General features: G+C 47.7%; 25 protein-coding genes and 2 pseudogenes. 19 read left to right on the forward strand and 8 right to left on the reverse strand.

Translation table 11 applies throughout. The features are described from left to right. Positions 1–177: 177 nt before the first annotated feature. The 4 genes from AB8809_RS10680 (at position 178) to tyrR (ending at position 6025) form a co-directional block, all read left to right on the forward strand. On the forward strand, positions 178–1575 hold the full coding sequence (locus AB8809_RS10680) for a YcjX family protein (protein WP_180778010.1): 1398 nt from the start codon (positions 178–180) through the stop codon (positions 1573–1575). Next, the gene (locus AB8809_RS10685) at positions 1572–2615 is read left to right on the forward strand and encodes a YcjF family protein (RefSeq protein WP_015840544.1); all 1044 of its coding nucleotides are present in this window, start codon (positions 1572–1574) and stop codon (positions 2613–2615) included. Before AB8809_RS10680 ends, AB8809_RS10685 begins: the two co-directional genes overlap by 4 nt. 160 nt (positions 2616–2775) lie before the next feature. After that, a complete protein-coding gene (locus tag AB8809_RS10690; protein WP_015840543.1) occupies positions 2776–4320 on the forward strand; it encodes a M20/M25/M40 family metallo-hydrolase in 1545 nt (514 codons plus the stop codon). A 136-nt stretch (positions 4321–4456) separates the two neighbouring features. Continuing rightward, positions 4457–6025 carry a transcriptional regulator TyrR gene (tyrR, locus tag AB8809_RS10695; protein WP_181848709.1) on the forward strand — a complete coding sequence of 523 codons (1569 nt, stop codon included), beginning with the start codon at positions 4457–4459 and terminating at the stop codon, positions 6023–6025. Positions 6026–6067: 42 nt separating this feature from the next. Here tyrR and AB8809_RS10700 read toward each other — a convergent pair whose 3' ends face one another. From AB8809_RS10700 to mpaA, 4 genes are all read right to left on the reverse strand, one after another. Beyond that, positions 6068–6349: a hypothetical protein gene (locus AB8809_RS10700; RefSeq protein WP_320704140.1), complete on the reverse strand. Its 282-nt coding sequence runs from the start codon at positions 6347–6349 to the stop codon at positions 6068–6070. Positions 6350–6488: 139 nt separating this feature from the next. Next, positions 6489–7268: a hypothetical protein gene (locus AB8809_RS10705; protein WP_349856026.1), complete on the reverse strand. Its 780-nt coding sequence runs from the start codon at positions 7266–7268 to the stop codon at positions 6489–6491. A 369-nt stretch (positions 7269–7637) separates the two neighbouring features. Further along, positions 7638–8141, reverse strand: coding sequence for a thiol peroxidase (gene tpx, locus AB8809_RS10710; protein ID WP_015840539.1), 504 nt, complete (start codon positions 8139–8141; stop codon positions 7638–7640). A gap of 79 nt (positions 8142–8220) precedes the next feature. Beyond that, positions 8221–8940 (reverse strand): murein tripeptide amidase MpaA, encoded by a 720-nt coding sequence (gene mpaA, locus AB8809_RS10715; protein WP_181828704.1) that lies wholly within the window; start codon positions 8938–8940, stop codon positions 8221–8223. 164 nt (positions 8941–9104) lie between these two features. On the opposite strand from mpaA, the gene AB8809_RS10720 reads away from it, so the two are divergent. The 3 genes from AB8809_RS10720 (at position 9105) to AB8809_RS10730 (ending at position 12510) form a co-directional block, all read left to right on the forward strand. Continuing rightward, positions 9105–10721, forward strand: coding sequence for an ABC transporter substrate-binding protein (locus AB8809_RS10720; RefSeq protein ID WP_305888124.1), 1617 nt, complete (start codon positions 9105–9107; stop codon positions 10719–10721). A gap of 137 nt (positions 10722–10858) precedes the next feature. Then, positions 10859–11842, forward strand: coding sequence for a zinc transporter ZntB (zntB, locus tag AB8809_RS10725; protein WP_015840536.1), 984 nt, complete (start codon positions 10859–10861; stop codon positions 11840–11842). A gap of 491 nt (positions 11843–12333) precedes the next feature. After that, on the forward strand, positions 12334–12510 hold the full coding sequence (locus AB8809_RS10730) for a hypothetical protein (protein WP_015840535.1): 177 nt from the start codon (positions 12334–12336) through the stop codon (positions 12508–12510). Positions 12511–12621: 111 nt separating this feature from the next. On the opposite strand, the gene ttcA is transcribed toward AB8809_RS10730, so the two are convergent. Then, positions 12622–13557, reverse strand: coding sequence for a tRNA 2-thiocytidine(32) synthetase TtcA (ttcA, locus tag AB8809_RS10735; RefSeq protein WP_349856025.1), 936 nt, complete (start codon positions 13555–13557; stop codon positions 12622–12624). Between the two features lie 67 nt (positions 13558–13624). Beyond that, a pseudogene (locus AB8809_RS10740) lies at positions 13625–14281 on the reverse strand (tyrosine-type recombinase/integrase); the annotation flags it as partial. A gap of 32 nt (positions 14282–14313) precedes the next feature. On the opposite strand from AB8809_RS10740, the gene AB8809_RS10745 reads away from it, so the two are divergent. The 4 genes from AB8809_RS10745 to AB8809_RS10760 are packed head-to-tail and all read left to right on the forward strand — an operon-like array spanning position 14314 to position 17192. After that, positions 14314–14439, forward strand: a complete 126-nt coding sequence (locus AB8809_RS10745; RefSeq protein WP_349856279.1) for a hypothetical protein — start codon at positions 14314–14316, stop codon at positions 14437–14439. Beyond that, on the forward strand, positions 14436–15083 hold the full coding sequence (locus tag AB8809_RS10750) for a DUF1367 family protein (protein WP_349856024.1): 648 nt from the start codon (positions 14436–14438) through the stop codon (positions 15081–15083). The genes AB8809_RS10745 and AB8809_RS10750 overlap by 4 nt, the downstream gene beginning before the upstream one ends. Positions 15084–15088: 5 nt before the next feature. Next, a complete protein-coding gene (locus tag AB8809_RS10755) occupies positions 15089–15382 on the forward strand; it encodes a nuclease domain-containing protein (RefSeq protein WP_369987588.1) in 294 nt (97 codons plus the stop codon). Positions 15383–15404: 22 nt separating this feature from the next. Further along, positions 15405–17192 carry a DUF3427 domain-containing protein gene (locus AB8809_RS10760; protein WP_349856022.1) on the forward strand — a complete coding sequence of 596 codons (1788 nt, stop codon included), beginning with the start codon at positions 15405–15407 and terminating at the stop codon, positions 17190–17192. Positions 17193–17546: 354 nt separating this feature from the next. Here AB8809_RS10760 and AB8809_RS10765 read toward each other — a convergent pair whose 3' ends face one another. Continuing rightward, positions 17547–18422: a hypothetical protein gene (locus AB8809_RS10765; RefSeq protein ID WP_349856021.1), complete on the reverse strand. Its 876-nt coding sequence runs from the start codon at positions 18420–18422 to the stop codon at positions 17547–17549. Between the two features lie 77 nt (positions 18423–18499). Between AB8809_RS10765 and AB8809_RS10770 the strand changes: the two genes are divergently transcribed. The 7 genes and pseudogenes from AB8809_RS10770 to AB8809_RS10800 all read left to right on the forward strand — a co-directional run bounded on the left by AB8809_RS10770 (position 18500) and on the right by AB8809_RS10800 (position 22637). Further along, a complete protein-coding gene (locus AB8809_RS10770; protein ID WP_349856020.1) occupies positions 18500–19309 on the forward strand; it encodes a TIGR02642 family protein in 810 nt (269 codons plus the stop codon). 1 nt (position 19310) lies between these two features. Then, on the forward strand, positions 19311–20447 hold the full coding sequence (locus tag AB8809_RS10775; RefSeq protein WP_349856019.1) for an N-acetylmuramidase family protein: 1137 nt from the start codon (positions 19311–19313) through the stop codon (positions 20445–20447). Further along, positions 20447–20767: an MFS transporter gene (locus tag AB8809_RS10780; protein ID WP_349856018.1), complete on the forward strand. Its 321-nt coding sequence runs from the start codon at positions 20447–20449 to the stop codon at positions 20765–20767. Before AB8809_RS10775 ends, AB8809_RS10780 begins: the two co-directional genes overlap by 1 nt. After that, entirely contained in the window at positions 20764–21006 is a 243-nt protein-coding gene (locus AB8809_RS10785) for a hypothetical protein (protein ID WP_349856017.1), read from the forward strand. The genes AB8809_RS10780 and AB8809_RS10785 overlap by 4 nt, the downstream gene beginning before the upstream one ends. 84 nt (positions 21007–21090) lie before the next feature. Beyond that, positions 21091–21645: a hypothetical protein gene (locus AB8809_RS10790; RefSeq protein WP_349856016.1), complete on the forward strand. Its 555-nt coding sequence runs from the start codon at positions 21091–21093 to the stop codon at positions 21643–21645. Positions 21646–21830: 185 nt separating this feature from the next. Then, a pseudogene (locus AB8809_RS10795) lies at positions 21831–22109 on the forward strand (2Fe-2S iron-sulfur cluster-binding protein); the annotation flags it as partial. Further along, entirely contained in the window at positions 22104–22637 is a 534-nt protein-coding gene (locus tag AB8809_RS10800; protein WP_349856260.1) for a lipid II-degrading bacteriocin, read from the forward strand. The pseudogene AB8809_RS10795 and the gene AB8809_RS10800, both read left to right, overlap by 6 nt. Before the next feature lie 6 nt (positions 22638–22643). Here AB8809_RS10800 and AB8809_RS10805 read toward each other — a convergent pair whose 3' ends face one another. Then, positions 22644–22997 (reverse strand): hypothetical protein, encoded by a 354-nt coding sequence (locus tag AB8809_RS10805; protein WP_336712816.1) that lies wholly within the window; start codon positions 22995–22997, stop codon positions 22644–22646. 300 nt (positions 22998–23297) lie between these two features. Between AB8809_RS10805 and AB8809_RS10810 the strand changes: the two genes are divergently transcribed. Beyond that, entirely contained in the window at positions 23298–23663 is a 366-nt protein-coding gene (locus AB8809_RS10810; protein ID WP_349856015.1) for a hypothetical protein, read from the forward strand.

The raw sequence follows: 23663 nt of genomic DNA on the forward strand, positions 1-23663 counted from the left end.
GTTGTCTTATTGCTTGCTAAGAGTTGTCTTAAATTTATCGTTTCTTTACATTCCGGCGGTAAAAATACGGTATGAGATAGATGATCGTGGTTGAACTTATGTCGGCGTGAGGCGTTTTTCTGATTTTGTTATATTGATACGATATATCTCTCAACCAAAGGAGTGATGGTTCATTCGATGAGTCGACTACAGAACGAAATTAACTCACTGGTCAATCGCGGCGTAGATCGTCACCTGCGTCTTGCTGTCACCGGGTTGAGCCGCAGTGGCAAAACCGCGTTTATCACCGCGTTCGTCAATCAATTATTGAATACCCACAGCGGTGCACATTTGCCGATGTTTTCCCCCGTGCGTGAAGAGCGTTTGCTGGGGGTAAAACGCGTGCCGCAGCGCGATCTGGGCGTGCCGCGCTTTGCCTATGATGAAGGCATGGCAGCGTTGTATGGCTCTCCGCCTGACTGGCCGACGCCGACGCGCGGCGTGAGCGAAATCCGTCTGGCGCTGCGCTATCGTTCTAAAGATTCATTACTGCGTCACTTTAAAGACACCTCGACGCTCTATCTGGAAATTGTCGATTATCCCGGCGAATGGCTGCTGGATCTGCCGCTGCTGGAACAAACCTATTTGAGCTGGTCGCAGCAAATGAGCGGCTTGCTGCAAGGGGGACGCACCGAGTGGGCAAAGCCCTGGCTGGCGCTGTGTGAGAAAATTGATCCGCTGGCTCCGGCGGATGAAAATCAGCTTGCCGAGGTGGCGCAGGCTTACACCGACTATCTGCATCGCTGCAAACAGGAAGGGCTGCACTTTATTCAACCGGGACGGTTTGTGCTGCCGGGCGATCTGGCGGGCGCACCGGTGCTGCAATTTTTCCCCTGGCCGCAGGTGAATAATATCGGTGAAGCCAAGCTGGCGCAGGCGGATGAGAAAACCAACATCGGCATGCTGCGCAAGCGTTTTGACTATTACTGTCAGTCGGTCGTCAAAGGGTTTTATAAGGATCACTTCGTCCGTTTCGATCGACAGATTGTTCTAGTTGACTGCCTGCAACCGCTCAATAGCGGTATTCATGCGTTTAACGATATGCGTCTGGCGCTGACCCAACTGATGCAAAGTTTTCACTACGGGAAGCGTACGCTGTTCCGCCGTTTGTTCTCGCCTTGCATCGACAAACTGATGTTTGCGGCGAGTAAAGCGGATCACATTACCGCCGATCAGCACGCCAATCTGGTGTCTTTACTCCAGCAACTGGTGCAAGAGGCGTGGCAGAACGCCGCGTTTGAAGGCATTGATATGCGCTGTGAAGGCATTGCGTCGATCCAGTCAACGCAGAGTGGCGTCGTCGATCATCAGGGACAGAAAATTCCGGCGTTGAAGGGGCATCGACTCAGCGACGGTCAGCCGCTGACGGTTTACCCTGGCGAAGTGCCTGCTCGCTTGCCGGGTGCGGCATTCTGGCAAACGCAGGGCTTCCACTTTGATCAGTTCCGCCCGCGAGAAATGACGGTAGACACACCGTTGCCGCATATTCGGCTGGATACGGTCATGGACTTTTTGTTAAAGGATAAATTGCGATGAACGAACCACTGAAACCCCGTGTCACGTTCGATGATGCTTCACCGCAAGAGCCACTGCCGCAACTGCGTGCAGGATTAGCATTTGACGAGCAGAGCGGCACGCCTTTTTCCCCCATTAGTCGTGAAGAAGAAGTGCCGGAAGAAGGGGCCGCGGAAGAGGCGATCAGCGCGGCGCTGCGGCCGAAGCGCAGCCTGTGGCGGCGTATGGTGATGGCGGGAATAGGGCTGTTTGGCGTCAGCGCGCTGGCACAGGGTGTGCAGTCGCTGCATAACGCTTGGATACAGCAGGATTGGATTGCGCTGGGCGGCATTACCGCGGGTAGCCTGATTGTGGCAGCGGGCGTCGGTTCGCTGGTCGTCGAGTGGCGACGGCTCTATCGTTTGCGGGAACGTGCTGAAGAGCGCGACGTGGCCCGCGATCTGCTACACAGTCATGGTGTGGGGCGTGGGCGCGAGTTCTGTGAAAAGCTGGCGCGGCAGGCAGGGCTTGATAGCGGCCATCCAGCGATACAACGTTGGCAGGCTTCGCTCCATGAAACCCACAATGACCGCGAAGTGCTAGAGCTTTATGCACGTCTGGTTCAGCCTGTACTGGACACGCAGGCACGGCGTGAAATCAGCCGCTCGGCTGCGGAATCTACCTTGATGATTGCCGTCAGTCCGCTAGCGCTGGTGGATATGGCATTTATCGCCTGGCGCAACCTACGCCTGATTAACCGTATTGCCGCACTGTACGGCATCGAACTGGGCTATTTCAGTCGCATTCGCCTGTTCCGGCTGGTGCTGATCAATATCGCGTTTGCTGGCGCATCGGAGCTGGTACGGGAAATTGGCATGGACTGGATGTCGCAGGATCTTGCCGCGCGGCTATCGACTCGTGCCGCACAGGGCATTGGCGCGGGTCTGCTGACCGCACGTTTGGGCATCAAAGCGATGGAACTGTGCCGACCGCTGCCGTGGCTGGATGACAAACCGCGCCTCGGTGATTTCCGCCGCGAGCTGATTGGTCAGGTGAAAGAAACGCTGCAAAAAGGGCGTTAGCGATCAAGACGATGGCACTGGACGTGTGCCATCGTGATTTATCTTTCTGCTTAACGGGGAAATACAGCACAAGCGGCGTCCGACTTTGGCAGACAGTACCGCTATGACAGAATCGTGTGTAGGATAAAAACTCCTCATCGCTATATAACAGGACGTTTTTATGATTCTCGATAAAAAATTGACGCTGGCAGCACTGTCGCTGTCGGCCGCCATTTTCTGCTTACCTGCCAGCGCACAGCTGGTGCTGACACCTGCCGATGCTGAGCGTTACGCGCAAAACAGTTTTCCTGAATATCTCGAATTACTCACGCTGCCTAATGATGCCGCCGTGCCGGCGGATATCCAGCGCAATGCTGGCTGGCTAGAAAAGGCCTTTCAGAAGCGCGGCTTCACCACGCAGCAACTGGCGAATGGTGATAAACCGTTGGTTTATGCTGAGCTAGGCACGCCAAAAGCCGATCGTAAAACCATCTTGTTTTACATGCATTTTGACGGGCAGCCTGTGAATCCGACTGAATGGCAAACGCCGCCGTGGCAGCCCGTGTTGAAAGAAAAAGATGCCGCGGGTCAATGGCAGACGCTACCTGAATCACGTCTTCTGAAAGGAGACATCAACCCGGAATGGCGTCTTTTTGCCCGTGCGTCCGCTGATGATAAAGGGCCGATTGCGATGTTTCTCGCCGCTATGGATGCGATGAAAGATAAAGGCGTTGAACCCGCCGTCAACATCAAGGTGCTGCTGGACTCCGAAGAGGAAAAGGGCTCACCCGGCCTGACGACGGTGATGGCCGAACATTTGACGCTGCTGAAAAGCGATGGGATGGTGATTTATGACGGTGCGATGCCATCCAGCAATCGCCCTGGCATCAACTTCGGCAACCGTGGTTCCATTCAAATCGATATGACAGTTTTCGGTGCTAACGCGGCAGCGCACAGCGGCGGCTATGGCAATGTCATTCCGAATCCGGTGCAAAATCTGGTTACGCTGCTTGCCAGCATGAAGGATGCGGACGGTAAGGTTACGATCCCTGGCTATTATGACCGCGTCACGCTTAGCGATAGCGATAAAAAACAGGTAGCGGAAACGGCACCACCTGCGGGTTCGTTGGAAAAACGCTTTGGTGTGTCTCAGTTAGAGAAGGTCGCCAGCAATGCGGCAGAGGCAGTGCAATATCCTTCGCTGGATATTCTCGGTATTAAAGCGGGCGATACAGGAAAAAAAGCGGCTAATGCCATTCCGGCAACCGCAACGGCCAGCGTGAATATTCGTACCGTGCCGGAGACGTCACCGGATGATATGTATGCCCTGTTACGTCAGTATATCGCCAGCAAAGGTTTTCATATCATTGCGGGCGAAGCCCCTACGCAGGCTGAGCGCGAGCAGTATCCGCATCTGATTTCCCTTCATCTGACGGCGTATCCGAGCAGTGCCTATGCGGCCAGAACCGAGATCGATTCTCCTCTGGGGCGCTGGGCAGTCGCGACCACAACCGCGCCGCGCGGCATCGCACCGGAGAAGAACCGTATGATGGGCGGAACGTTGCCAATGAGCGGGGCGGTCAGCGTGTTGAAAGTGCCTTACGTCATTGTTCCTCTGGTGAATGCCGATAATAACCAGCATAGTTTTGATGAGAATTTACGTCTCGGTAACTACCTGGAAGGCGTTCGAACTATTGTGACGATGGCCACGACGCCGCTGCCATAATCCCGTTTCGCTATTGACGTGGAAAAAACGTACAGATGTGTCAACTTTTGCTGCCACCTGACTTCATCCGGTGCAAACGAAAGGGTATTATCAACAGCAATAGCCATATCGTGTCTCTTGAAGAAGGTAGCCGTTGATGCATCTGGAAGTGATTTGTGAAGACCGCATTGGTATGGTCCGTGAACTGCTAGATCTGCTGGCGTCACGCAATATTGATTTACGCGGCATCGAAATTGCCCCCATTGGCCGTATTTACCTCAATTTTGCCACCCTCGATTTCGATGCTTTTCGTCTGTTGATGACGGAAATCCGCCGTATTGAAAACGTGAGCGATGTGCGCACTGTGGCGTTTATGCCGTCTGAACGTGAACATCGGGCGCTGAATGCGCTGCTGGAATCTATGCCGGAACCGGTGTTCTCGCTGGATATGAAAGGAAAACCGGAGTTATTTAATCCTGCCGCGTTGGCGCTGTTTGAGCAATCGGCAGAGACCATCAGCGATTTGACGATTGGCAGCATGATCCCCGGTTTCAATTTTGCCAACTGGCTGGAAAAAAGTAGCACTGTCGTCGCTGAGCGCGTAGTGATTCGCGGTCAGGATTTCTTGCTGGAAATGACGCCGGTCCGTCTGGACGATGATGACGGTAAAACCGCCACGGCGGGAGCGCTGGTGATGCTGAAATCGGCCGCTCGCATGGGACGGCAACTACAGAATCTCACCGTAAATGATGAAAATGAATTTGATCACATCGTTGCCGTTAGCCCGAAAATGCGTCAGGTGGTTGAGCAGGCGCGCAAACTGGCAATGCTGGATGCGCCGTTGCTGATCGTCGGCGACACGGGGACGGGCAAAGATATGCTGGCGCGAGCGTGCCATTTGCGCGGACCACGTGGCAAAAATCCTTTCCTGGCGCTGAACTGCGCGGCGTTACCCGATGATGTGATGGAGAGTGAACTGTTTGGCCATGCGCCCGGTGCGTATCTCAATGCGCAGGAAGGTAAGAAAGGGTTCTTTGAGCAGGCTAATGGCGGTTCGGTTCTGTTAGATGAAGTCGGTGAAATGTCAGCGCAGATGCAGACTAAGTTACTGCGTTTCCTTAATGACGGGACATTTCGTCGCGTGGGCGAAGATCACGAAGTTCATGTGGACGTGCGGGTGATTTGCGCAACCAAGAAAAACCTGTTGGAACTGGTGCAGCGCGGCGAGTTCCGGGAGGATCTTTATTATCGCCTCAATGTGCTCACGCTGATGTTACCGCCGCTGCGTGAGCGTCCGGCGGACATTATGCCGCTGGCCGAGCTCTTTGTGGCGCGGTTTGCCGATGAGCAGGGGATTCCACGGCCTAAACTGGCTCCAGATGTGGAACATTTCCTGCCGCAGTATGGCTGGCCGGGTAATGTTCGGCAGTTGAGGAACACCATTTACCGAGCGCTAACGCAGTTGGAAGGCAACGAGCTGCATATGCAGGACATCGATCTCCCTGCGTTTTCGATTGATGCGCCACAGGATGAAACCTTGCTCGACGGCTCGCTGGATGACATCAACAAACGCTTTGAGCGTTCCGTACTGACCCGTCTTTATCAATCCTATCCAAGTACGCGCAAACTGGCGAAGCGGTTAGGGGTATCGCACACGGCGATAGCCAACAAACTGCGGGAATATGGACTCAGCCAACGTAAAGCGGCGGGGGACGACGAGGAATAAATAACAAAACGGCTGCGCAAGCAGCCGTTAAAGATAGCAGATTCAGGCATACCATAAATCAGAGGATGTAGGGAGCGTGAAGCGGTCTGTAATCATTTCTGAGTGTAATTGAATATATTGGTCAACGAGCTGATCCATATTACTGGCATGTGAAGCAGCTGCATTGGAATAGTTAGGAACAACAAGAGATTTGAATTTTAATCCAAGATCGCCAGCATTATAGTTTTCAATGATAGCTTCTGCGGGATCCAGATTAGCAAAAGAAGCCGATACGAGCAGTGTTGTGCCGGACAAGGTATAACAAACAATAGAGCGATTTCGCACCTGAACTTGCTAGAGCTGTCTGTTCAATAAGTAATTTTTCAAGCTCTTTCTGTTGATGGGTTGATAAGATAAATCCACCATTTCCGTAATGGTATTCATATGTGACCGCCATATATTTATTTCCATATATAAAATTAAATTAGGGGGGACTCTTCTTCCAGGGATAATCTTTAATCACGGCCTGTTCTAATTTTTCTCTCAGATATTTATCAAAATTAATAACCTCGGCCAGCGGTAATTCATTAGGTGTAAAGGTATAGTAGAGGTTCACCGTAGGGAAAATTTTATAACTGACTTCGCAGTCGGTTCCCCCAGAAATGGCAAACATACAAAAAATAGCAAGTCTCTTATTAAACGGAGCTGAATATACCTCAGGATCAATCAGCCAGCTTCCTGCCTCCTCCACGTCATATCGGTCTGGGCGTGCAGGGTTCTTCTCAAATAAACAGGCCGTCATGTTGGGAACCAGACCTGTCTGTTTTAAGCGGTTTTCACACATCTTGTCATGGCGCTCGTCTAGATGGAGTCCCCAATGATCCGGCGTTGAGCTGAATAGCTGGAATTTCCGTAACGGCCAGGTTTTGGGCCAGTCAGGACGATCGCCCAGCTTTCCGTTGAAATTGCGACTGAACAATAAACTTTGCTGACTCAGCGGATTGCCTTTACACCCGAGAGGCTCGCTAGGATCGGGTGGGAGTGGCACGGTTTCGCCATCGCGTAAAACAGGGTCGTGCAGGATGCTGAGCTGATCGATAGAGATGTGGAATACCGTATCCCGCAAGGCAACATAGGCTTTGCCTTCTGGATCAGGGATATGGCATTTCAGAGGATCAAACGTGAATGCAGCTTCACTGCTTTGGCTAAAAGCGAGGCCTGAAAATAAAGCCGCTATTTGAAGGGGAAGTAATAATATTCTCAACAGCCATCACTCCTGTGAATAGCACTAACATACCAGAGTTAGTCATGGTGCAATTACTTTCTATTTTCCACATTCATTATTCCACACAGAAAATAGTAGTTATTATTGGCATAGTATTTCCCACGATGAAAACGCCAAAGTATGGCGAGAAACTCTATATAAGATGGGTATTATCGAAAAACTGATACATTCATATCATAAGCGTGATGAAATAAATTATTAATAAAAATTAATATATCAAATAGAGACAAGATGATTAACAAAAAACCCAATTATATGTATGGGAATCGATAGATATCAAAATAACAAAACGGCTGCGTAAGCAGCCGTTTTTTCAATACTGACAGTGCGAATAGCTGTCAGTGTTGTTTATTTCAGAACAGCCAGTGCGGCGTCATAGTCTGGTTCAGTGGTGATTTCGTTCACCAGCTCGCTATGCAGCACGTTGTCGTTTTCATCCAGTACAACAACCGCGCGAGCGGTCAGGCCTTTCAGCGCGCCATCAGCGATAGCAACACCGTAGTTTTCTTTGAACTCACCGCCACGCAGGGTAGACAGCACAACGACATTGTTCAGACCTTCCGCGCCGCAAAAACGGGACTGCGCGAATGGCAGATCGGAAGAAATACACAGAACAACGGTGTTATCCAGCTCAGAACCCAGCTGGTTGAATTTGCGCACGGACGCGGCACAAACACCGGTATCGATGCTTGGGAAAATGTTCAGGATTTTGCGCTTGCCAGCATAGTTGCTGAGTGGGGTATCTGACAAATCTTTAGCGACCAGAGTAAATGCCGGGGCTTTGCTTCCTTTGGCTGGGAATGACCCTGATACTGGCACAGGATTGCCTTGAAAATGTACGTTCTGTGACATGTTTGCGTCCTTAATTACAGGTGATTAACACGCTGCTCAGTTTAGGGCAACATTAGCAACATTGGTATAAAAATTATCATTAAAATTGCTGGCTTAGCAGCGCAACCATCGCGTTAAGGTAGCACTCGCTGGCAGCGTCTGCCGAGATTGGCGGAAGCTCAGCGGTAATACAATGGAGCGAACGATCGGCGCACCAGCTTCCGAAAGAGCCAGGTGTGTCGTAGCCGATACTCGATACTAACGGCAGCTCGCATTGCTGCGCCAACCATCGACCCAGTTCGGAACGATGTGGATCTTCAATGCAGGCGAGTGGCTCATGAAAAGAGACAACCCAGTGGGGATTAAGTTTCTCAATCAGTGTGCAAAGGGCTTTCGTTTCCGGTTCTGAACCGGCGGTTTCACCCGTAGATAACTCAACATCGCGTTCATCCGCCGCGCTATTCCAGCGGTAGACGGTTTTCCCCGGCTGCCAGTTACTGGCTGGAAAATTGCGGTTGAGATCGACGCCGTTAGCATTGGCGCGCAGTCCCAACTGACACCCATCTGGGTTCACGGCAAGAATGACGTGATGGCGACGCTGCCCTGAAAACAGCGTACGCAGCGCGCAGGAAAGCGCCACCACCGCTGCGGTTTCATCACCGTGCGTTCCAGCAATAATCAGCCCGCTCTCCGAGGGCGCTAGCTCGGCGGGGAAATACAGCAGCGGTGCGCCCAGCAGCGATTTCCCATAAGGTTCGCCCAACGACGGCAAATTGCCTCGCTGCTGGCGTGCCTGAAGAGGAATGATCGTGTTTTCCATGATATTGCCCTGTGGTTGCGTATGCGTTTCATCATAAAAAAATCGACCTGGAGACGCAAACGGCGATGTGAGCTGACAAATTGCGGGTGAGCGCTGGATGATAGCGCTGATTTCTGACTATTATATTCTTCAATCATTTCATTATGCTTTCAGGTCAAATCATCATGCACTCTAGATATTCTGCATTTTATGTCGCGTTGATGGCGGCCATGGCGGGCAATGCCGTCGCGGCACAGGTTCCGGCGGGAACGGCTCTGGCCGAAAAACAGGAAATCGTCCGCCACATTAAAGATGAACCGGCTTCTCTCGACCCGATAAAAGCGGTGGGGCTGCCGGAAGCACAGGTGGCACGTGACTTATTTGAAGGGTTGGTCAATCAGGATGCCAAGGGGAACATCGTTCCGGGCGTAGCGCTACGCTGGCAGACGACCGATAACCGCACGTTTGTCTTTACCTTGCGTGATAATGCCCGCTGGTCTAACGGTGACCCCGTTACGGCAAACGATTTTGTCTACAGCTGGCGCCGTCTGGTGACACCTGAAAACAGCTCGCCGTTCTCCTGGTTTGCTCGGCTTGCAGGAATTCAGAATGCCGAGCAGATTCTGGCGGGCAAGCTGCCTGCCGATCAGCTTGGTGTGACGGCGGTCAATGACCATACGCTGAAAGTGCAGCTCAGCAAGCCAGTCCCTTATTTTGTCAGCCTGACGGCGAATTTCAGCCTGTTTCCGGTACATCAGGCCACGGTAGAAAAATTCGGGAACGACTGGACGAAGCCGGGTAACCTGGTTGGCAATGGCGCGTTTAAGCTGGATCAGCGCGTGGTGAATGAGAAACTGGTGCTGACGCAGAATCAATATTATTGGGATAACGCCAACACCCGCCTGACAAAGGTGACCTTTGTTCCTATCAATCAGGAATCGAACGCGACAAAACGCTACCTGTCCGGGGATATTGATATCACCGAATCGTTCCCTAAAAACCTGTATCAAAAGCTGCTGCAAGATTTGCCCGGTCAGGTTTATACGCCGGATCAACTTGGCACGTATTATTACGCATTTAACACCCAGCGGGCGCCGACCAACGATGCCCGAGTAAGAAAAGCGCTGTCTTATGCTATCGATCGCAAGGTGATTGCGGAAAAAGTACTGGGCACGGGGGAAAAACCGGCCTGGCACTTCACGCCGGATGTCACCGCAGGCTTCAAACCGACGGAAAGTCTGTTGCAACAGTATTCTCAGGATGAGTTGGATGCGCAGGCTAAAGCGCTGATGGCGGCGGCAGGCTATGGTCCAAATAATCCGCTGAAATTATCGCTGCTGTACAACACCTCAGAAAGCCACCAAAAAATCGCAATTGCCGTGGCGTCCATGTGGAAGAAAACGCTGGGGGTTGACGTCCGTCTGTCCAACCAAGAGTGGCAAACCTACATCGACAGTCGCAATAGCGGTAATTTTGATGTCGTGCGGGCGTCCTGGGTGGGGGATTATAACGAGCCGTCGACATTCCTCTCACTACTGACTTCGCACCATAGCGGTAACATCGCGCGCTTTAAAAATGCGAATTACGATCGCGTACTGGACGAAGCGGGTAATCAAACTAACCCGCAGGCGCTGAATGCCGACTATAACCGGGCAGAGCAGATATTGATGGACGAAGCACCGATTGCGCCGATCTATCAATACACCAACGGACGTTTGATCAAACCGTGGGTGAAAGGTTATCCCATTACTAACCCTGAAGACGTGGCCTACAGCCATATGCTTTACATCGAGAAGCATTAAATACCAGATTGACACATCGAATGATGTGGCGATAACGCCGGCGTGGTCATGATGACCATTCCGGCTGACAATCGCACAGTTGATAGTAAAAGAATTAATAGCAAAAGAGCGATAGCAAACACCGTTGGAGGCAAGACGTGGAATCCTTTGCAGGAAAAGAGTTGCAACACAGCGGTGCGGTTCATGCGTATCAGTTGGATGGAAAGGGGGGCATAACCCCGATTGGCGAGCAGGATGTGGTTAACAGCGAGAAACCCTGTTGGCTGCACCTGGACTCTACATTGCCTGCCAGCGCGCGCTGGTTGAATAAAACGACTCTGGTACCGGATAGCGTGCGCAATGCGCTGGCGGGGGAAAGCATCCGCCCCAGAGTGACGCGTTTGGGGGATGGCACGTTAATTACGCTGCGCAGTATTAATCTGAATGCCAATGCACGGCCGGATCAACTGGTGGCAGTTCGGGTATTTATTACCGACAAGCTGATTATCTCTACCCGACGTCGTAAGGTTCTAGCTATTGATGAGATTCTTACCGACCTGAAGGAGGGCAATGGGCCAACGGACAGCGGAAGCTGGTTGGTTTCGATTGCGGAATCATTGACCGATCACACCAGCGAGTTTATTGATGATTTGCATGAGAAAATCATCGATCTGGAAGACGATTTGCTGGAGCAAAAGATTCCACCGCGCGGTGAGCTGGCGCTGATCCGCAAACAGCTCATTGTGCTACGCCGTTATATGACGCCACAGCGCGATGTGTTCTCACGTATTTCTGGTGAGAAATTGCCCTGGATGCAAGATGACGATCGCCGCAGAATGCAGGAAATTGCCGATCGGCTAGGACGTGGGTTGGAGGATCTGGATGCCAGTATTGCGCGCACCACGGTACTTTCGGATGAAATCACCGCGTTGATGACCGAAGCAATGAATCGCCGTACCTATACGATGTCGCTTTTGGCGATGGTTTTTTTACCAACGACGTTCTTAACCGGTCTATTTGGCGTCAATTTAGGGGGAATTCCCGGCGGGGATGCACCGTTTGGTTTTTTCACGTTCTGCCTGATGTTGGTGATATTGGTTGGCGGCGTTGCATGGTGGTTAAAACGCAGTAAATGGCTATAGCGACTTGCGGTGTGTGGGTGCGCAGATAATCACAAACTGTCGCGAACGGCTAAAAAACCACGCGTAAATTGAGCAATATCAACATTTTTTACTCTGTTGTACGGCACTATCATTCTCGCAGGTGAATGCAACGTCAAGCGATGGGCGTTGCGCTCCATATTGTCTTACTTCCTTTTTTGAATTACTGCATAGCACAATTGATTCACACCATGCCGACAGTTTTGTCGGCTTTTTTTTGTCCTTCGATCCCACTTTTGCCTGTTCATCCCACACAATGCTGCCAAATGCTTTTGGCATTTTATTATGGTGGGCTACGCGCCACCTCCCTTCGGGCCGTCGCAAGCGACGTTATAAAATGCCTTTGGCATTTTATTCATTAGCTTACTATGCTTAAGGGGAAGGGTGGTACTGACTGACCATCCGTAACGCATGTCTGTACTGCTTCAGTCGCTGGATTTGCTTTAACATTATCCAACACCGAGGAGGAAAATATGCTCACTCAAGGCGCAGCGGATTATCTGCAAGCCGATACGGTTCCGGTTGAACCGATTCCCATTATACCGAATGACCCGACACCTCGTCCGCTTCCCGATCCACCGCCCATTCCTGACCCGCCACCGACAGGGCCGGAACACGAACCGGTCACTGAACCACCGCAAGGCCGATGACGGCGCTGTACACGACAGAAAATGGAAATAAAAACGGTGGCGAAACAGCAACTGCTGCTGCTTGCCACCGTGTTCAGCGTCTTAATGCTATTCCTGACGAGAATGTCGCGCTTATTTAATTTCCAGCACATCGAGGCGGGTGAGTGACGACGCTTCTTCATCGTCTTCCGGTTGCCAGCCAACAGGCTGTAATGGCAACTCTTCACGGTCGAAAGCCAGATCGCCACCATCCACCACGTCACTACCGTGACGAATACCTTTGAAATCAAACAGCGCATGATCGGCGAGATGAGAAGGCACAACATTCTGCATAGCGCTGAACATAGTCTCAATACGGCCAGGGTAGCGTTTGTCCCAGTCACGCAACATATCTTTAATCACCTGACGTTGCAGGTTTGGCTGCGAGCCACACAGGTTGCACGGAATAATCGGGTATTGACGAGCTTCCGCAAAACGTTCGATATCTTTTTCACGGCAGTAGGCTAGCGGGCGGATAACGACATGTTTGCCGTCATCGCTCATCAACTTCGGTGGCATGCCTTTCAGTTTTCCGCCGTAGAACATATTCAGGAACAGCGTTTGCAGAATATCGTCGCGGTGATGGCCGAGGGCGATTTTTGTCGCGCCAAGTTCCGTTGCAGTACGGTATAAAATCCCGCGACGCAGACGTGAACACAGTGAACACGTAGTTTTGCCTTCTGGAATCTTATCTTTCACAATCCCGTAGGTATTTTCTTCGACGATCTTGTATTCCACGCCGATGCTATCAAGGTATTGCGGCAGAACGTGCTCTGGGAATTCTGGCTGCTTCTGATCTAAATTCACCGCGACCAGAGAAAAATTAACGGGCGCGCTCTGTTGCAGATTGCGCAAAATTTCCAGCATGGTGAAGCTATCTTTCCCGCCGGACAGGCACACCATAATGCGGTCGCCTTCTTCAATCATATTGAAATCAGCGATAGCTTCGCCGACGTTACGCCGCAGGCGCTTTTGCAATTTGTTTAAATTGTACTGAGTTTTTGGGTTAATCTCTTGTTTTTCTGACATTTTATCTGTGCTCGTTGCAAAAGGCGTTGCGGATAGAAAACGGTTCGGCGCAGACGCTAACACGGTCTGCGTAATCATGGCGTGTATGGTACGGATTACGGCGACGAATACCAGATCGTTTTACACCAGCGTTCCACAATGGCTCTATGGTGCCGCATGTGTAACTGATTTTTTGCTCACGGTGCGTGTTCTGGGTAGAGAAACGAAGCGTAAACGCTGGATTTCAGTAAGGCCATATTCTCTGTGGTGATAGACAATATCGTTCGTGCGCTTGTTCCCCGTGATTTTCATTTGAGACTGAAGTGTTTCCAGAGCCGGTTTAAGCAAGGTGACTGTACGGATACCAGCCTGAGTTTTAGGAGGGCCAAAGTGCCCGAGGATTGTTAAATTACGTGAGATATGGATAACACCTGCATCCAGGTCGATATCTTCTCAGGCTAATGCGGCTAACTCACCATGGCGTAGCCCGGTGTAAAATGCCAATTGCCATAGGTTCTTGCTTTGCCCCGACAAACTACCGATAAGCTGGTCAAACTCATGCTTAAGTAACGGAGCGGGGCGTGGGCGGCTTTTTTGCAGCTTCTTTATCCCCTACAAATGGCCTACCTGATATAAAACCAGAGCGGTGCGCAAAGCGGAGTAGTGAGCAGAGCAGGGCAGTGGGATAGCGTGTTTCCCCGTGCAGTAGCTGGCTTCTATAGTCCAAAATATCATTTTGGCTAATATCACCCTGCGCATGCTTCAGCCGGCATAGTTGTGCGGCACACGAAAACCGCTCAGGTTGTGCAGTGCGGCAATGCCGTTCCGCCTCCGTTTGCCGAAGTGCTTGTGCGTGCAAATCTGCCGGAAATGTGCGCCGAACGTGAAGGGGTAGTCGCATGACAATAGCTACCCGCACCAAATCACCTAAGAAGCACAAAACCGAAGCGCTGGGCGTTCTGCTGCCCGGCAGCGGCATCAAGTATTGTACCGATCACGATCGTGACGTAATGAAAGGGGTGCCAATCGGCACTCCGATCTCGCTCACACCTATCGGCGACCGGCGTAATATCAAACATCACCGTAAATTCTGGAAGTTACTTGAGCTGGGTTTTGCGTACTGGGAACCAGAATGGGCGTTTGTCAGCAAATCGGAGGCATGGATAGCCCAGGAAGTTGCCAAGGAGCTGGCGCAGGAAGCGGGCGATTTATCGCTCTATGACAACGTGACGAAGGGCATTGCGGTGCGGGTATTGGAAAGGATTGCAGCCCAACGCCGCCAGCGTTTTGATCCTGAAGCGGTTAAAACCAAAGATGCTTACTTGAATCACGCCATGGTAAAGGCCGGATTCTATGATTTGGCACCTAATCCTGATGGTGGCACGCTTAAACAGCGTTGGAGCATTGCATTCGTCAATATGGGGCAAGAGAAGTTCGACAAGGTTTACCGCGGCGTATTTGGCGTGATCTGGAACGAGACGTTGAGCCAGTATTTTGCTGATCAATATGAAATGGAACAAGCTGTTAGCCAACTGATGAACTTTTGATTATGATGAGAAAATTTCCTGCTTTCAGAAGCAAAGCGCTACGTGAGTCTGCCCGAGGGCAGGCTTGTACGTTGCAGATCTCTGGCATCTGTAACGCTAATCTCGAAACAACGGTATTGTGCCATCTTCCCAGCCCTACGCATGGGATGGGGTATAAAGGTGACGATTTCTGGGCTGTCTATGGCTGTTCATCTTGTCACGATGTGATTGATGGGCGTGTGCCGTATGATTGGCGGGCAGGGGAGAAGGAGGAAATATTTCTCAGCTCATTATATTACACATTAAGAAATCAATATTAACAATAATATTATAAGAGTGAATATGAAAAATAAAAAAGGCAGTCAAGAAAGACAATATTTTTGGGTGACAAATAATGAGAATTATCATAAGGAAGTTCCTGGCGGATATCTACATTCTGTCGTTGGTATTGGGACTAAGAATGGGTATAGAGAAACATTAAATCTCGTAAGAGAAAACGATGTAATTTTTGTTTGTCATGCTGGTTACATTAGTGATATCGGCTTTGCAAAAACTAACGCGAAGCACGAAATAATTAATGGGTATAATGACTACAGTGTGTCCGTTGTGTTTTATTCTCTTAAAAACCCGATGAGAATTTCTAAAAAATCCGAACATAAAAATCATTTGGTTGCTATAAAGGGAAAAGACTATCCGCCGATAACTATTGAAGGTACCCCCCATCAAAGATCTTATATATCTAAGATAAATATTGATATGGCTACATACATTATGGCTTGTACTTCTATTTATTTAGATGCCAATAAGGTGATAAATATAAAAAAAGATAAAGTTGGTAGAGTATCAGATTTTGAGAAATTTCTTTCTAAGTTAACTGATTCTCATGTCATTCAAACGCTAAATCAATTTCCTAATATAAGTTTTGAAAATTATTGCTATAAACACTCAAGTACATATGATCTGATTTATGATGGGAAACGGTATGCACCTAAACAAGTTTTAGGGTTTTCAGTGAAACACATTATAAATAGACCATTAATATCTTCAGAATTTAGTGGGGGGGATGATTCAATATGCTTTTCAGTTTTGAGAAATTTAGGATTTGAAATAATCCTTAAGACTGCTAATGAAAGTTTATCTGTTAATAATAAATACAACAGGGAAGAAATTTGTAATCTTTTTGAACCCAATTATAAGTTCACTCCACAATCAGGGAAGTGGGGAGTGTCTGGAATAGTAAAAATTGATAAAGATGTTGTTTTTATTGTAACTTTGGAAAAACCACATGAGGGTAATCCATATGGGGATTCTTTGTCAGATGATGGTTTACTGAATTGGAAAACCCAGACAAAAATGAGTATCAACGATGACTTTGTTCAACGTCTTATTGGACATGATCACAATACTAGCAATATTCATCTATTTTTGAGATATAATAAGAAAGATAAGTACTCATATTTAGGACTTCTTCGATATGAGTGGCATAACGGAAATAGTTCTAATCCAGTGCATTTTAAATGGCGGTTAATAAACTCGGCTATTAGTAAAAAATTAAATGATCTTTTTGATTCGAGCAATCTTGTACATAGCATTCCATTAGTAAGTGATGCCGATGATTTTGATCCTGCGAATTTTTTTCTTAAAGAAGAAGAAAACAACAGGAAATATAAAGAGAGAACGTCGACCGTTTATAAAAGTCAACGAGAGATATCAGAGATTGATCGAGCGGCAGCAGATGAAAGGAATTCGAACTTAGGAAGTCAGGGGGAGTTGTTGGTTTTGCATTATGAAAAAAACGAGTTGATAAAAGCAGGAAGGGCAGATCTTGCAGAGAAAGTTAAACAAGTATCGGAAATGAACTGTGCGGCTGGATATGATATCCTTTCCTTCGATTCTGATGGGAATGAGAAATATATTGAAGTTAAAACAACTATGGGTGGTAAAAATACGGTTTTTTATATTTCTGAAAATGAAGTGAAAGTATCAAAAGCTTGTGAAGAAAAGTATTTTATTTATCGTGTTTATAATTTTGATGTAAAGAATAAGACATACCAGCTTTTTACCCAGAAAGGGGCGGTGGAGCTGAATTTCACTTTAAGCCCAGTTAGTTATCGAGCTGCAATCTCATAGATTGAGTGGGTAGATAATATCGTTGTTGATGGTGTTGGCATCGGCGATTATCTACTGCATATCCCAAATGAGGTAAAGCGTGGACCGAAGGCAGCGCGTGATGCAAAGCGGTTGGGTGTTTGTGCTGGTGTGCCAGATCTGTTTCTGGCTTTTTCTCACTGTGTGTGGATTGAGATGAAAGCTAAGGGAAATACGTACAAGTCTCTTGCCAGTGGAATTGCATCTGATATTGGTGATCCTCCGACGAGATTTGTTGGAGGGAGTAACTGAGAATAACTATACAGGGGCTAACTGATCATTGATGCCTCACTGAGTAGGGCATCAATGATCCTATATAGTAGGTAGTTAGAGTATTTATTTTTTTTGTCTTTGTAAAATGCATTTAAAAGGGTGCATTTTATTTTCATTATCTGCATATGAAGAAAAAAAACCTTCAAAAACACGACCGTTCTTTATAAGCATTAAACTTAAACTACCTCTATCTATATTGGAAGGATCATCATTCTCATATTCGCCCGTAAAGATAAGGTTTTTGAATGATCCTTTCACTGAGTATGTATGTATTTGACTTGCTCCTCCTATTTCAATAATATTTGCGGTTATTGTATGTCCTGATCTTTTTATTTCCGCCCTAATTTCAATAGGTACGACAGCGATAGATATTTTTATAGTTGATGATTCGTGATTGCTTTCTTCTCTATCATTCCCATCATTTTTTAAAATCAATTCCGCATCAACTTTTTCCTCTTTTCCCTTGCTGTCAATTAGTAATGCTGAAACTCCTGTTTCTTTTTTGATCTCTGTTTTGCTATTTACGTCACTCCCCATCTTTCTCTTTGATATTATCCCCATGACTATTTTTTGTCGTCTTTTATCAATTTGATCAATTCCAATATAGGGAATTAGCATACCCTCCCAAATTCCTTCTACTTTAGTGTCTTTATATAGGGTGTTTTCTAACCAAGGAGTGATATTGGAACGCCATAAGAAAGAAAATATTACTACAATCAAGGATGTAACTATTCCACTTATAATTCCATTGCTTATTGTTTCTACTAGGTCTCGATTCTGTTGATTGGATAACTCGATCCATTTCCATAAGAAAAATAGAGATAAAGCCAAGGTGGAGTAACAAATAAACTTAAAAATCCATGAAGTGTTTCTCAATTCAATTATCTCCATTTGCAACTGATTTTTGTATTTTAAATAAATCAGTAAAATAAAAATCATTTAATTAGCTTAAAATATCTTGGTTTTGATTACACTGAAATCGATTTTTTAATGCTAAAATAAGAAGGACTGACCAAATGGCCATAGCTATAGAGCAACTTATCAAAATGCGTGATCCGCGCTGTATGAGCATTGAATCACTAAATGTTGAGCGCGGGCAAGGTATTCTTTCCAAGGATCAGATCGTTGGTGCTTTTGCCGTCACACAGCAATACCATTCCATTGGCTTTGATGTGCTAATGGCAAAATATCGCCACGATAGCCAGGCAGAACAACGTATTCGAGTTGCGATTTCTAACTGGGTAAAAACTCGAACTCACCTTATGTACTCAGTCCCCGCCTGTCAGTTGGCGCTAAGCATAGTGCTTGAGCGCAATCTTCCCGCGCAAATCGATCATATCGCCGGGCTACTGTGCAGATACGGCGCTAAAGCAGCGCAGGCGCGCAAGAATACTGATGCTTTTCGCTCAGAGATTAAGCAACTTGAAAGGCAGCGCTGCCGCGAGAAGGTGAGCCACGCTGATTACATCAGCGCGGGGATAGAAATCGCCGAGCTAAATGAGCGAATTGGTTATGAGCGTAAAGCGTTACGGGAATGGTCGGAACGCCAGGCGGCGCAATTGAATGTCTGCCCACGCTGTAACGGAACGGGGAAAACGCTACGCCCAGCCATTGCGGTGTGTAATGAATGTGGTGGTAACGGGCATATTGCGCCGACGTTCGAGCATCTGCGTAAATCGCTGGCTATCATAGGGGCTGTGATAGCCGCCGGTGAATGGCCGCAATATTTGGATCTGGTTAAACGCTGTATGCGCTGGTTGTATGTTGAAGAGTCTCAGGCGGTTAACGCTCTCAGCATTAAAATTCATGATGAAATGGAGGCATGACATGGGAATTTATGGTGAAACAGCAGTGGCCGTGGTGGCTGCATTCGACAATTTTAATAAACCAAATCCAAAAGAGTGCTGGGAATACTCAATAACACATTTTACGGATAGCAAAGAAAGCCAAAAAAAGGGTTGCCCCAAATCTGCATTTCTTGGGCTGTGTCAGGATGGTTATGTAAAAGGCATTCCAAGAGGGAATTATTTACCGCCGGAAAGCCCAAATAAAAAATACGCAGTAGCGGCGGCTGAAAGGTTATTAAGTGAACCTGCCCAAAAACATTCTAAATCTGATTTATGGAAAAAAGCGACAGAGCGTTGCGATAAAGCAGCGAAAAATCAAAATGGGCAAATGGATGTTGTCTTGGCATTAAAAGACGCCGGATTACTACAGAAACCCAATTTACCTAATCGCCTATACGCGCTAAATTCGCGAAAAGATACCGGAGTATGCCTCAGAAAGCTGCTCCGGTTTTTTATTGGTCAGTCCTCAAGCCTGCATGGTTCGCCCAGCAGGCTTTTTTATTTCCTGCACATAGAACGTGTTATGTCCAAAATTCTCACCCTTTTAGATTACCGGGTCGCCGCGAGTGGTTTAGGTGTTCCGGTTGCTACGGTTAAAGCTGTGACCGAAGTAGAAAGTAACGGCAGCGGATTTCTATCGGATGGTCGGGTCAAAGTGCAATATGAGCCGCATGTCATGTACCAGCAACTGACGAAACATTTCGGCGGTGATCGGGCAAATACCGAATTAGCGAAACATCCTGATCTGGTGGCTCGTAAACCTGGTAGTTATCAGTCCACCGATAAAGAGGATAAAGATATGGACCGGGCTGCGACAGTTATTGATCGCGGCTGCGCGTTGCAATCTGCATCGTGGGGAGCATTCCAGATCATGGGTTACCACTGGAAAACTTGCGGCTACCCGACATTACAAGCTTTCATTAACGCCCAATACACAGCGGCCGGCCAACTCGATACGTTCGTGCGCTTTATTAAAGCGGATAACAAACTGCTATCGGCGCTGAAAAGTCGTGATTGGGCAACCTTCGCCCGAATTTACAACGGTCCAGCGTATGCCAAAAATCGCTATGACACCAAACTTGAGAGTGCATATGCCAAGTACCAGGGGGCTGCGTAATGGAATGGCTATCCCGACTGTGGGAGCAATCTCAATGGGCGGTAGCCGGGCTCATTGGTGCACTGATATCTGTACCATTCCAGAGCGACTTAAGAACGGCACGCGGGATCGCGATCTTTGTTTTCACGGGTAGCGCCTGCGCCCACTACCTGACAGGCATTGTTGGTGATTATTTCAATATCAATCCTTCGTCGGCTGGTGGGATTGGCTTTCTTCTGGGTGCGTTTGGCGGTTCGTTGATTGCTGCCGTTATCAAAGCCATTGAAGCTGCCGATCTGTGGGGGCTCATCCGATCCCGATTTGGTGGAGGTGCACAATGATTTTCACCATCGCCTACGTCACCATTCTTTTGTGGGCTGGGTGGTGCGTGTTCAGTGACCACGTTAAAGATGGAGTAATCGGCAAACTAATGTATTCGGCACTTTCTATTTCGTGCATGGGGGCGCTGATTGGTGGAAGTGGATCAGATAGACAGGCCGATAGCATTATTTTGCTATGTATTGCGATGATAGGAATTCGGCACTTTGTCCTAAAACAGATTAATTTGTCTAAAAATTAGCCTTTCTAGCGTTGTTTTGGCGACGCTACGTGAAATCTAAATTACTCCCCCTCATCAATCCTCTCACTTTTTAACAGAGAAACCATGTTAACCACGAAAATGAAAGCGCTGCTGCTATGCGGCGGGTTGGCTGCTGCGTCCTGCGCGGGTTGGTATACGCAGGGATTGCGATGGGATAAGGATATTGCGCAGCGGGATAAGCAGCAGTCGGACGATATCAATACAAGTCAGCAAGCTATTATCGCCGGGCAGTCGCTTCAGTTCCATCGTTATAACGAAATCGCGCGCAACGCGAATCAACACGGCGCAATTATTAAAGCGAATTCTAATGAAAAGCAGATTGTTTACAGGACAATTATTAAACGTAGTCCTGCTAGTCGTGAGTGTGTGCCTGATGATGTCGTTACTGGGTTGCTCGACTACGCGCACCGTCTACGTGCCAGCGCAATGCGTGCCACTGCCAGCGGAGTTGACGCAGCCAGTGTTAGTACCGCAGCCTCCGGGTGCCGATTGACGTATGGGCAGGCCGTTTACTGGATTGACCCGTTACTGACGGCGATTGAGCAGGTTAATAGACAATTGGATGCTATACGAGAAAAATTTAAACCAAAACTCGCGATAGAGAGTTTTTTACAATAAGAGGAAAAAATGTTGAAAGATAAATACGTTCAATCAGAGCAAGACTCTAAAAAACTCGATACGAAGGAGGAAAAAAATGAATCGGTAAGTATTCCCACCGATAATGCCAAAAGGAAGAACGGATGTAATAGAAAGAAATGCCACTGCGCACGATAAATTTTTATTTAAATAAAAGGATAATGAGTATGGCTACTTATAAAATTAAAGATTTGACAGGTAATGTTGAGTTTGAATGTTCTGACGATACTTATATACTCGATGCTGCTGAAGAAGCAGGGCTTGATTTACCCTATTCTTGCCGTGCTGGGTCATGCTCATCATGTGTAGCTCTACTTATTAGTGGGAGTGTTGATCAGCGTGATGCTTCTTTTTTAGACGAAGAGCAACAGAAATATTTTGTATTGACTTGTGCGGCATACCCTAATAGCAATTGTGTTATTAAAACTGGGGTGGAGGAAATGCTATTGGGTTATGATTCATATCGTGATATGTCTGAGTATTTATTCGGATTACTTGGTGGCAACGATTCTCCAGAACTTTTAGACGGGTTGTTTACCCCAGTAGATGCTTTCCGACATTATTTGTTTGGTAATGGAACTAATAAATCTATTAATATAAATGACGTAGGGCTTTCTATTGATGTTAGTCAAATTCCACCGATCATGAATATTATCAATCAAGGTTTTATTGGTCGATTTGATATTAGCAGTGATTTCAATCGTAATACTGTGCTAGACGGCATTATCCCTGCTTCCTATCTTGGCAATATTACGCTAAAAACAGAAGGGGTTCTTAGTATTTCACCCGATGGTGCATGGAGTTATAATGGTGGGATTCGTGCTTATAATGATCTTTATGATGCCAATCCTAGTACCCATCGTGACAGGTTAGGAGAGTGGTCAACAGGAGTACTTGATAAATTCAACGGTACTCCTTATGAAATTCAAATCCCTGGCACACTTGATATTTCTGGGCGTGGTCAGCGTTTATAAACTTGCTCAGTTCTTGACGCTATATTCAACAGAACCGCTTTTGCATTCATACATGGCAAACAACTGATGAGATTTTTTTGGGTAGGATACGGTTACTGGTAATAGATAAACATCTACTGTTCTAGATGTGTTTTCTTTATCAAAGATGATATCAGGTGAAGCAATGTCGGGAGAGGTTGGTCTTAGTTTTAGCCAACGTGGTATGCGATGCTCGATTAGATCATCTTGTACATTAGTTACTACTTGCTCATAAGTGATCTCGTCACATGAAGGTCCAATGAACTGAGAGTAATATTTATACACTGATAGCGAAACCACGGTTATCAAGACACTGAATATTGCTTTTTTTTTCCATCCCATAGTTTGCATTCCTTATTGAGTATACCTATGCATCATCTATTTAAGATAATAACAGTTATCACAATCTAATAGTAATGATGAAGTACAGTATGAAAAGCACCGGTCAGCATCCGTCGGTGCTTTCATCGTCCCAACAAAAGGCAAGTACATGACACAAGTCACCGATCAACACATTGAGAAAAAGATTCAGGCCAAAGGCTAACTGTACTATGTGTTAAGCCACAACCGGAGTGCGGTGAGTAAGGCATTCCAGAGTCACTTCCCAGAGGTGGCTCTATAATGCTTACTCAGTAGGACGCTATGGTTAAGTACGATTGGAAAAAGCTGCTGACCGATTATGCAAACGCATACTCAGCGACGAGAATCTTTCCAGTGGATTGGTGCGCTCAGCATGAGGTTCCATATAACTCTGCGAAGCGTCAGATCACGATACAGGCTGCACAGGATTTCATTAAACAGGCGTTCGAAAATTCTCTGTTCGCAAAAGCGAGAAAAAGCGCGGTAATTCTGGCTATAATGGCATTTAGGAATCAGCAAACACAGACAACGACAGCTGCGAAGCCTCCGCACCTGAAACGAAAAGGCACGGCAGAGATTCCAATGGTCGCTTTACTGAGGGAAACCCCGGCAATACGGGGGGCCGACAAACGCATTTCCACGCGGTAA

This window comes from Pectobacterium aroidearum (assembly GCF_041228105.1).
Taxonomy (GTDB): domain Bacteria; phylum Pseudomonadota; class Gammaproteobacteria; order Enterobacterales; family Enterobacteriaceae; genus Pectobacterium; species Pectobacterium aroidearum.

Coding starts and splice junctions, on each gene's coding strand:
- AB8809_RS10760 (WP_349856022.1), top strand. CDS start 15,405: ATGAAAAATAAAAAAGGCAGTCAAGAAAGACAATATTTTTGGGTGACA.
- AB8809_RS10780 (WP_349856018.1), top strand. CDS start 20,447: ATGGAATGGCTATCCCGACTGTGGGAGCAATCTCAATGGGCGGTAGCC.
- AB8809_RS10720 (WP_305888124.1), top strand. CDS start 9,105: ATGCACTCTAGATATTCTGCATTTTATGTCGCGTTGATGGCGGCCATG.
- AB8809_RS10755 (WP_369987588.1), top strand. CDS start 15,089: ATGAGAAAATTTCCTGCTTTCAGAAGCAAAGCGCTACGTGAGTCTGCC.
- AB8809_RS10800 (WP_349856260.1), top strand. CDS start 22,104: ATGCTATTGGGTTATGATTCATATCGTGATATGTCTGAGTATTTATTC.
- mpaA (WP_181828704.1), bottom strand. CDS start 8,940: ATGGAAAACACGATCATTCCTCTTCAGGCACGCCAGCAGCGAGGCAAT.
- AB8809_RS10790 (WP_349856016.1), top strand. CDS start 21,091: ATGTTAACCACGAAAATGAAAGCGCTGCTGCTATGCGGCGGGTTGGCT.
- ttcA (WP_349856025.1), bottom strand. CDS start 13,557: ATGTCAGAAAAACAAGAGATTAACCCAAAAACTCAGTACAATTTAAAC.
- AB8809_RS10765 (WP_349856021.1), bottom strand. CDS start 18,422: ATGATTTTTATTTTACTGATTTATTTAAAATACAAAAATCAGTTGCAA.
- AB8809_RS10775 (WP_349856019.1), top strand. CDS start 19,311: ATGGGAATTTATGGTGAAACAGCAGTGGCCGTGGTGGCTGCATTCGAC.
- AB8809_RS10785 (WP_349856017.1), top strand. CDS start 20,764: ATGATTTTCACCATCGCCTACGTCACCATTCTTTTGTGGGCTGGGTGG.
- AB8809_RS10730 (WP_015840535.1), top strand. CDS start 12,334: ATGCTCACTCAAGGCGCAGCGGATTATCTGCAAGCCGATACGGTTCCG.
- tyrR (WP_181848709.1), top strand. CDS start 4,457: ATGCATCTGGAAGTGATTTGTGAAGACCGCATTGGTATGGTCCGTGAA.
- tpx (WP_015840539.1), bottom strand. CDS start 8,141: ATGTCACAGAACGTACATTTTCAAGGCAATCCTGTGCCAGTATCAGGG.
- AB8809_RS10770 (WP_349856020.1), top strand. CDS start 18,500: ATGGCCATAGCTATAGAGCAACTTATCAAAATGCGTGATCCGCGCTGT.
- AB8809_RS10685 (WP_015840544.1), top strand. CDS start 1,572: ATGAACGAACCACTGAAACCCCGTGTCACGTTCGATGATGCTTCACCG.
- AB8809_RS10680 (WP_180778010.1), top strand. CDS start 178: ATGAGTCGACTACAGAACGAAATTAACTCACTGGTCAATCGCGGCGTA.
- AB8809_RS10805 (WP_336712816.1), bottom strand. CDS start 22,997: ATGGGATGGAAAAAAAAAGCAATATTCAGTGTCTTGATAACCGTGGTT.
- AB8809_RS10810 (WP_349856015.1), top strand. CDS start 23,298: ATGGTTAAGTACGATTGGAAAAAGCTGCTGACCGATTATGCAAACGCA.
- AB8809_RS10690 (WP_015840543.1), top strand. CDS start 2,776: ATGATTCTCGATAAAAAATTGACGCTGGCAGCACTGTCGCTGTCGGCC.
- AB8809_RS10750 (WP_349856024.1), top strand. CDS start 14,436: ATGACAATAGCTACCCGCACCAAATCACCTAAGAAGCACAAAACCGAA.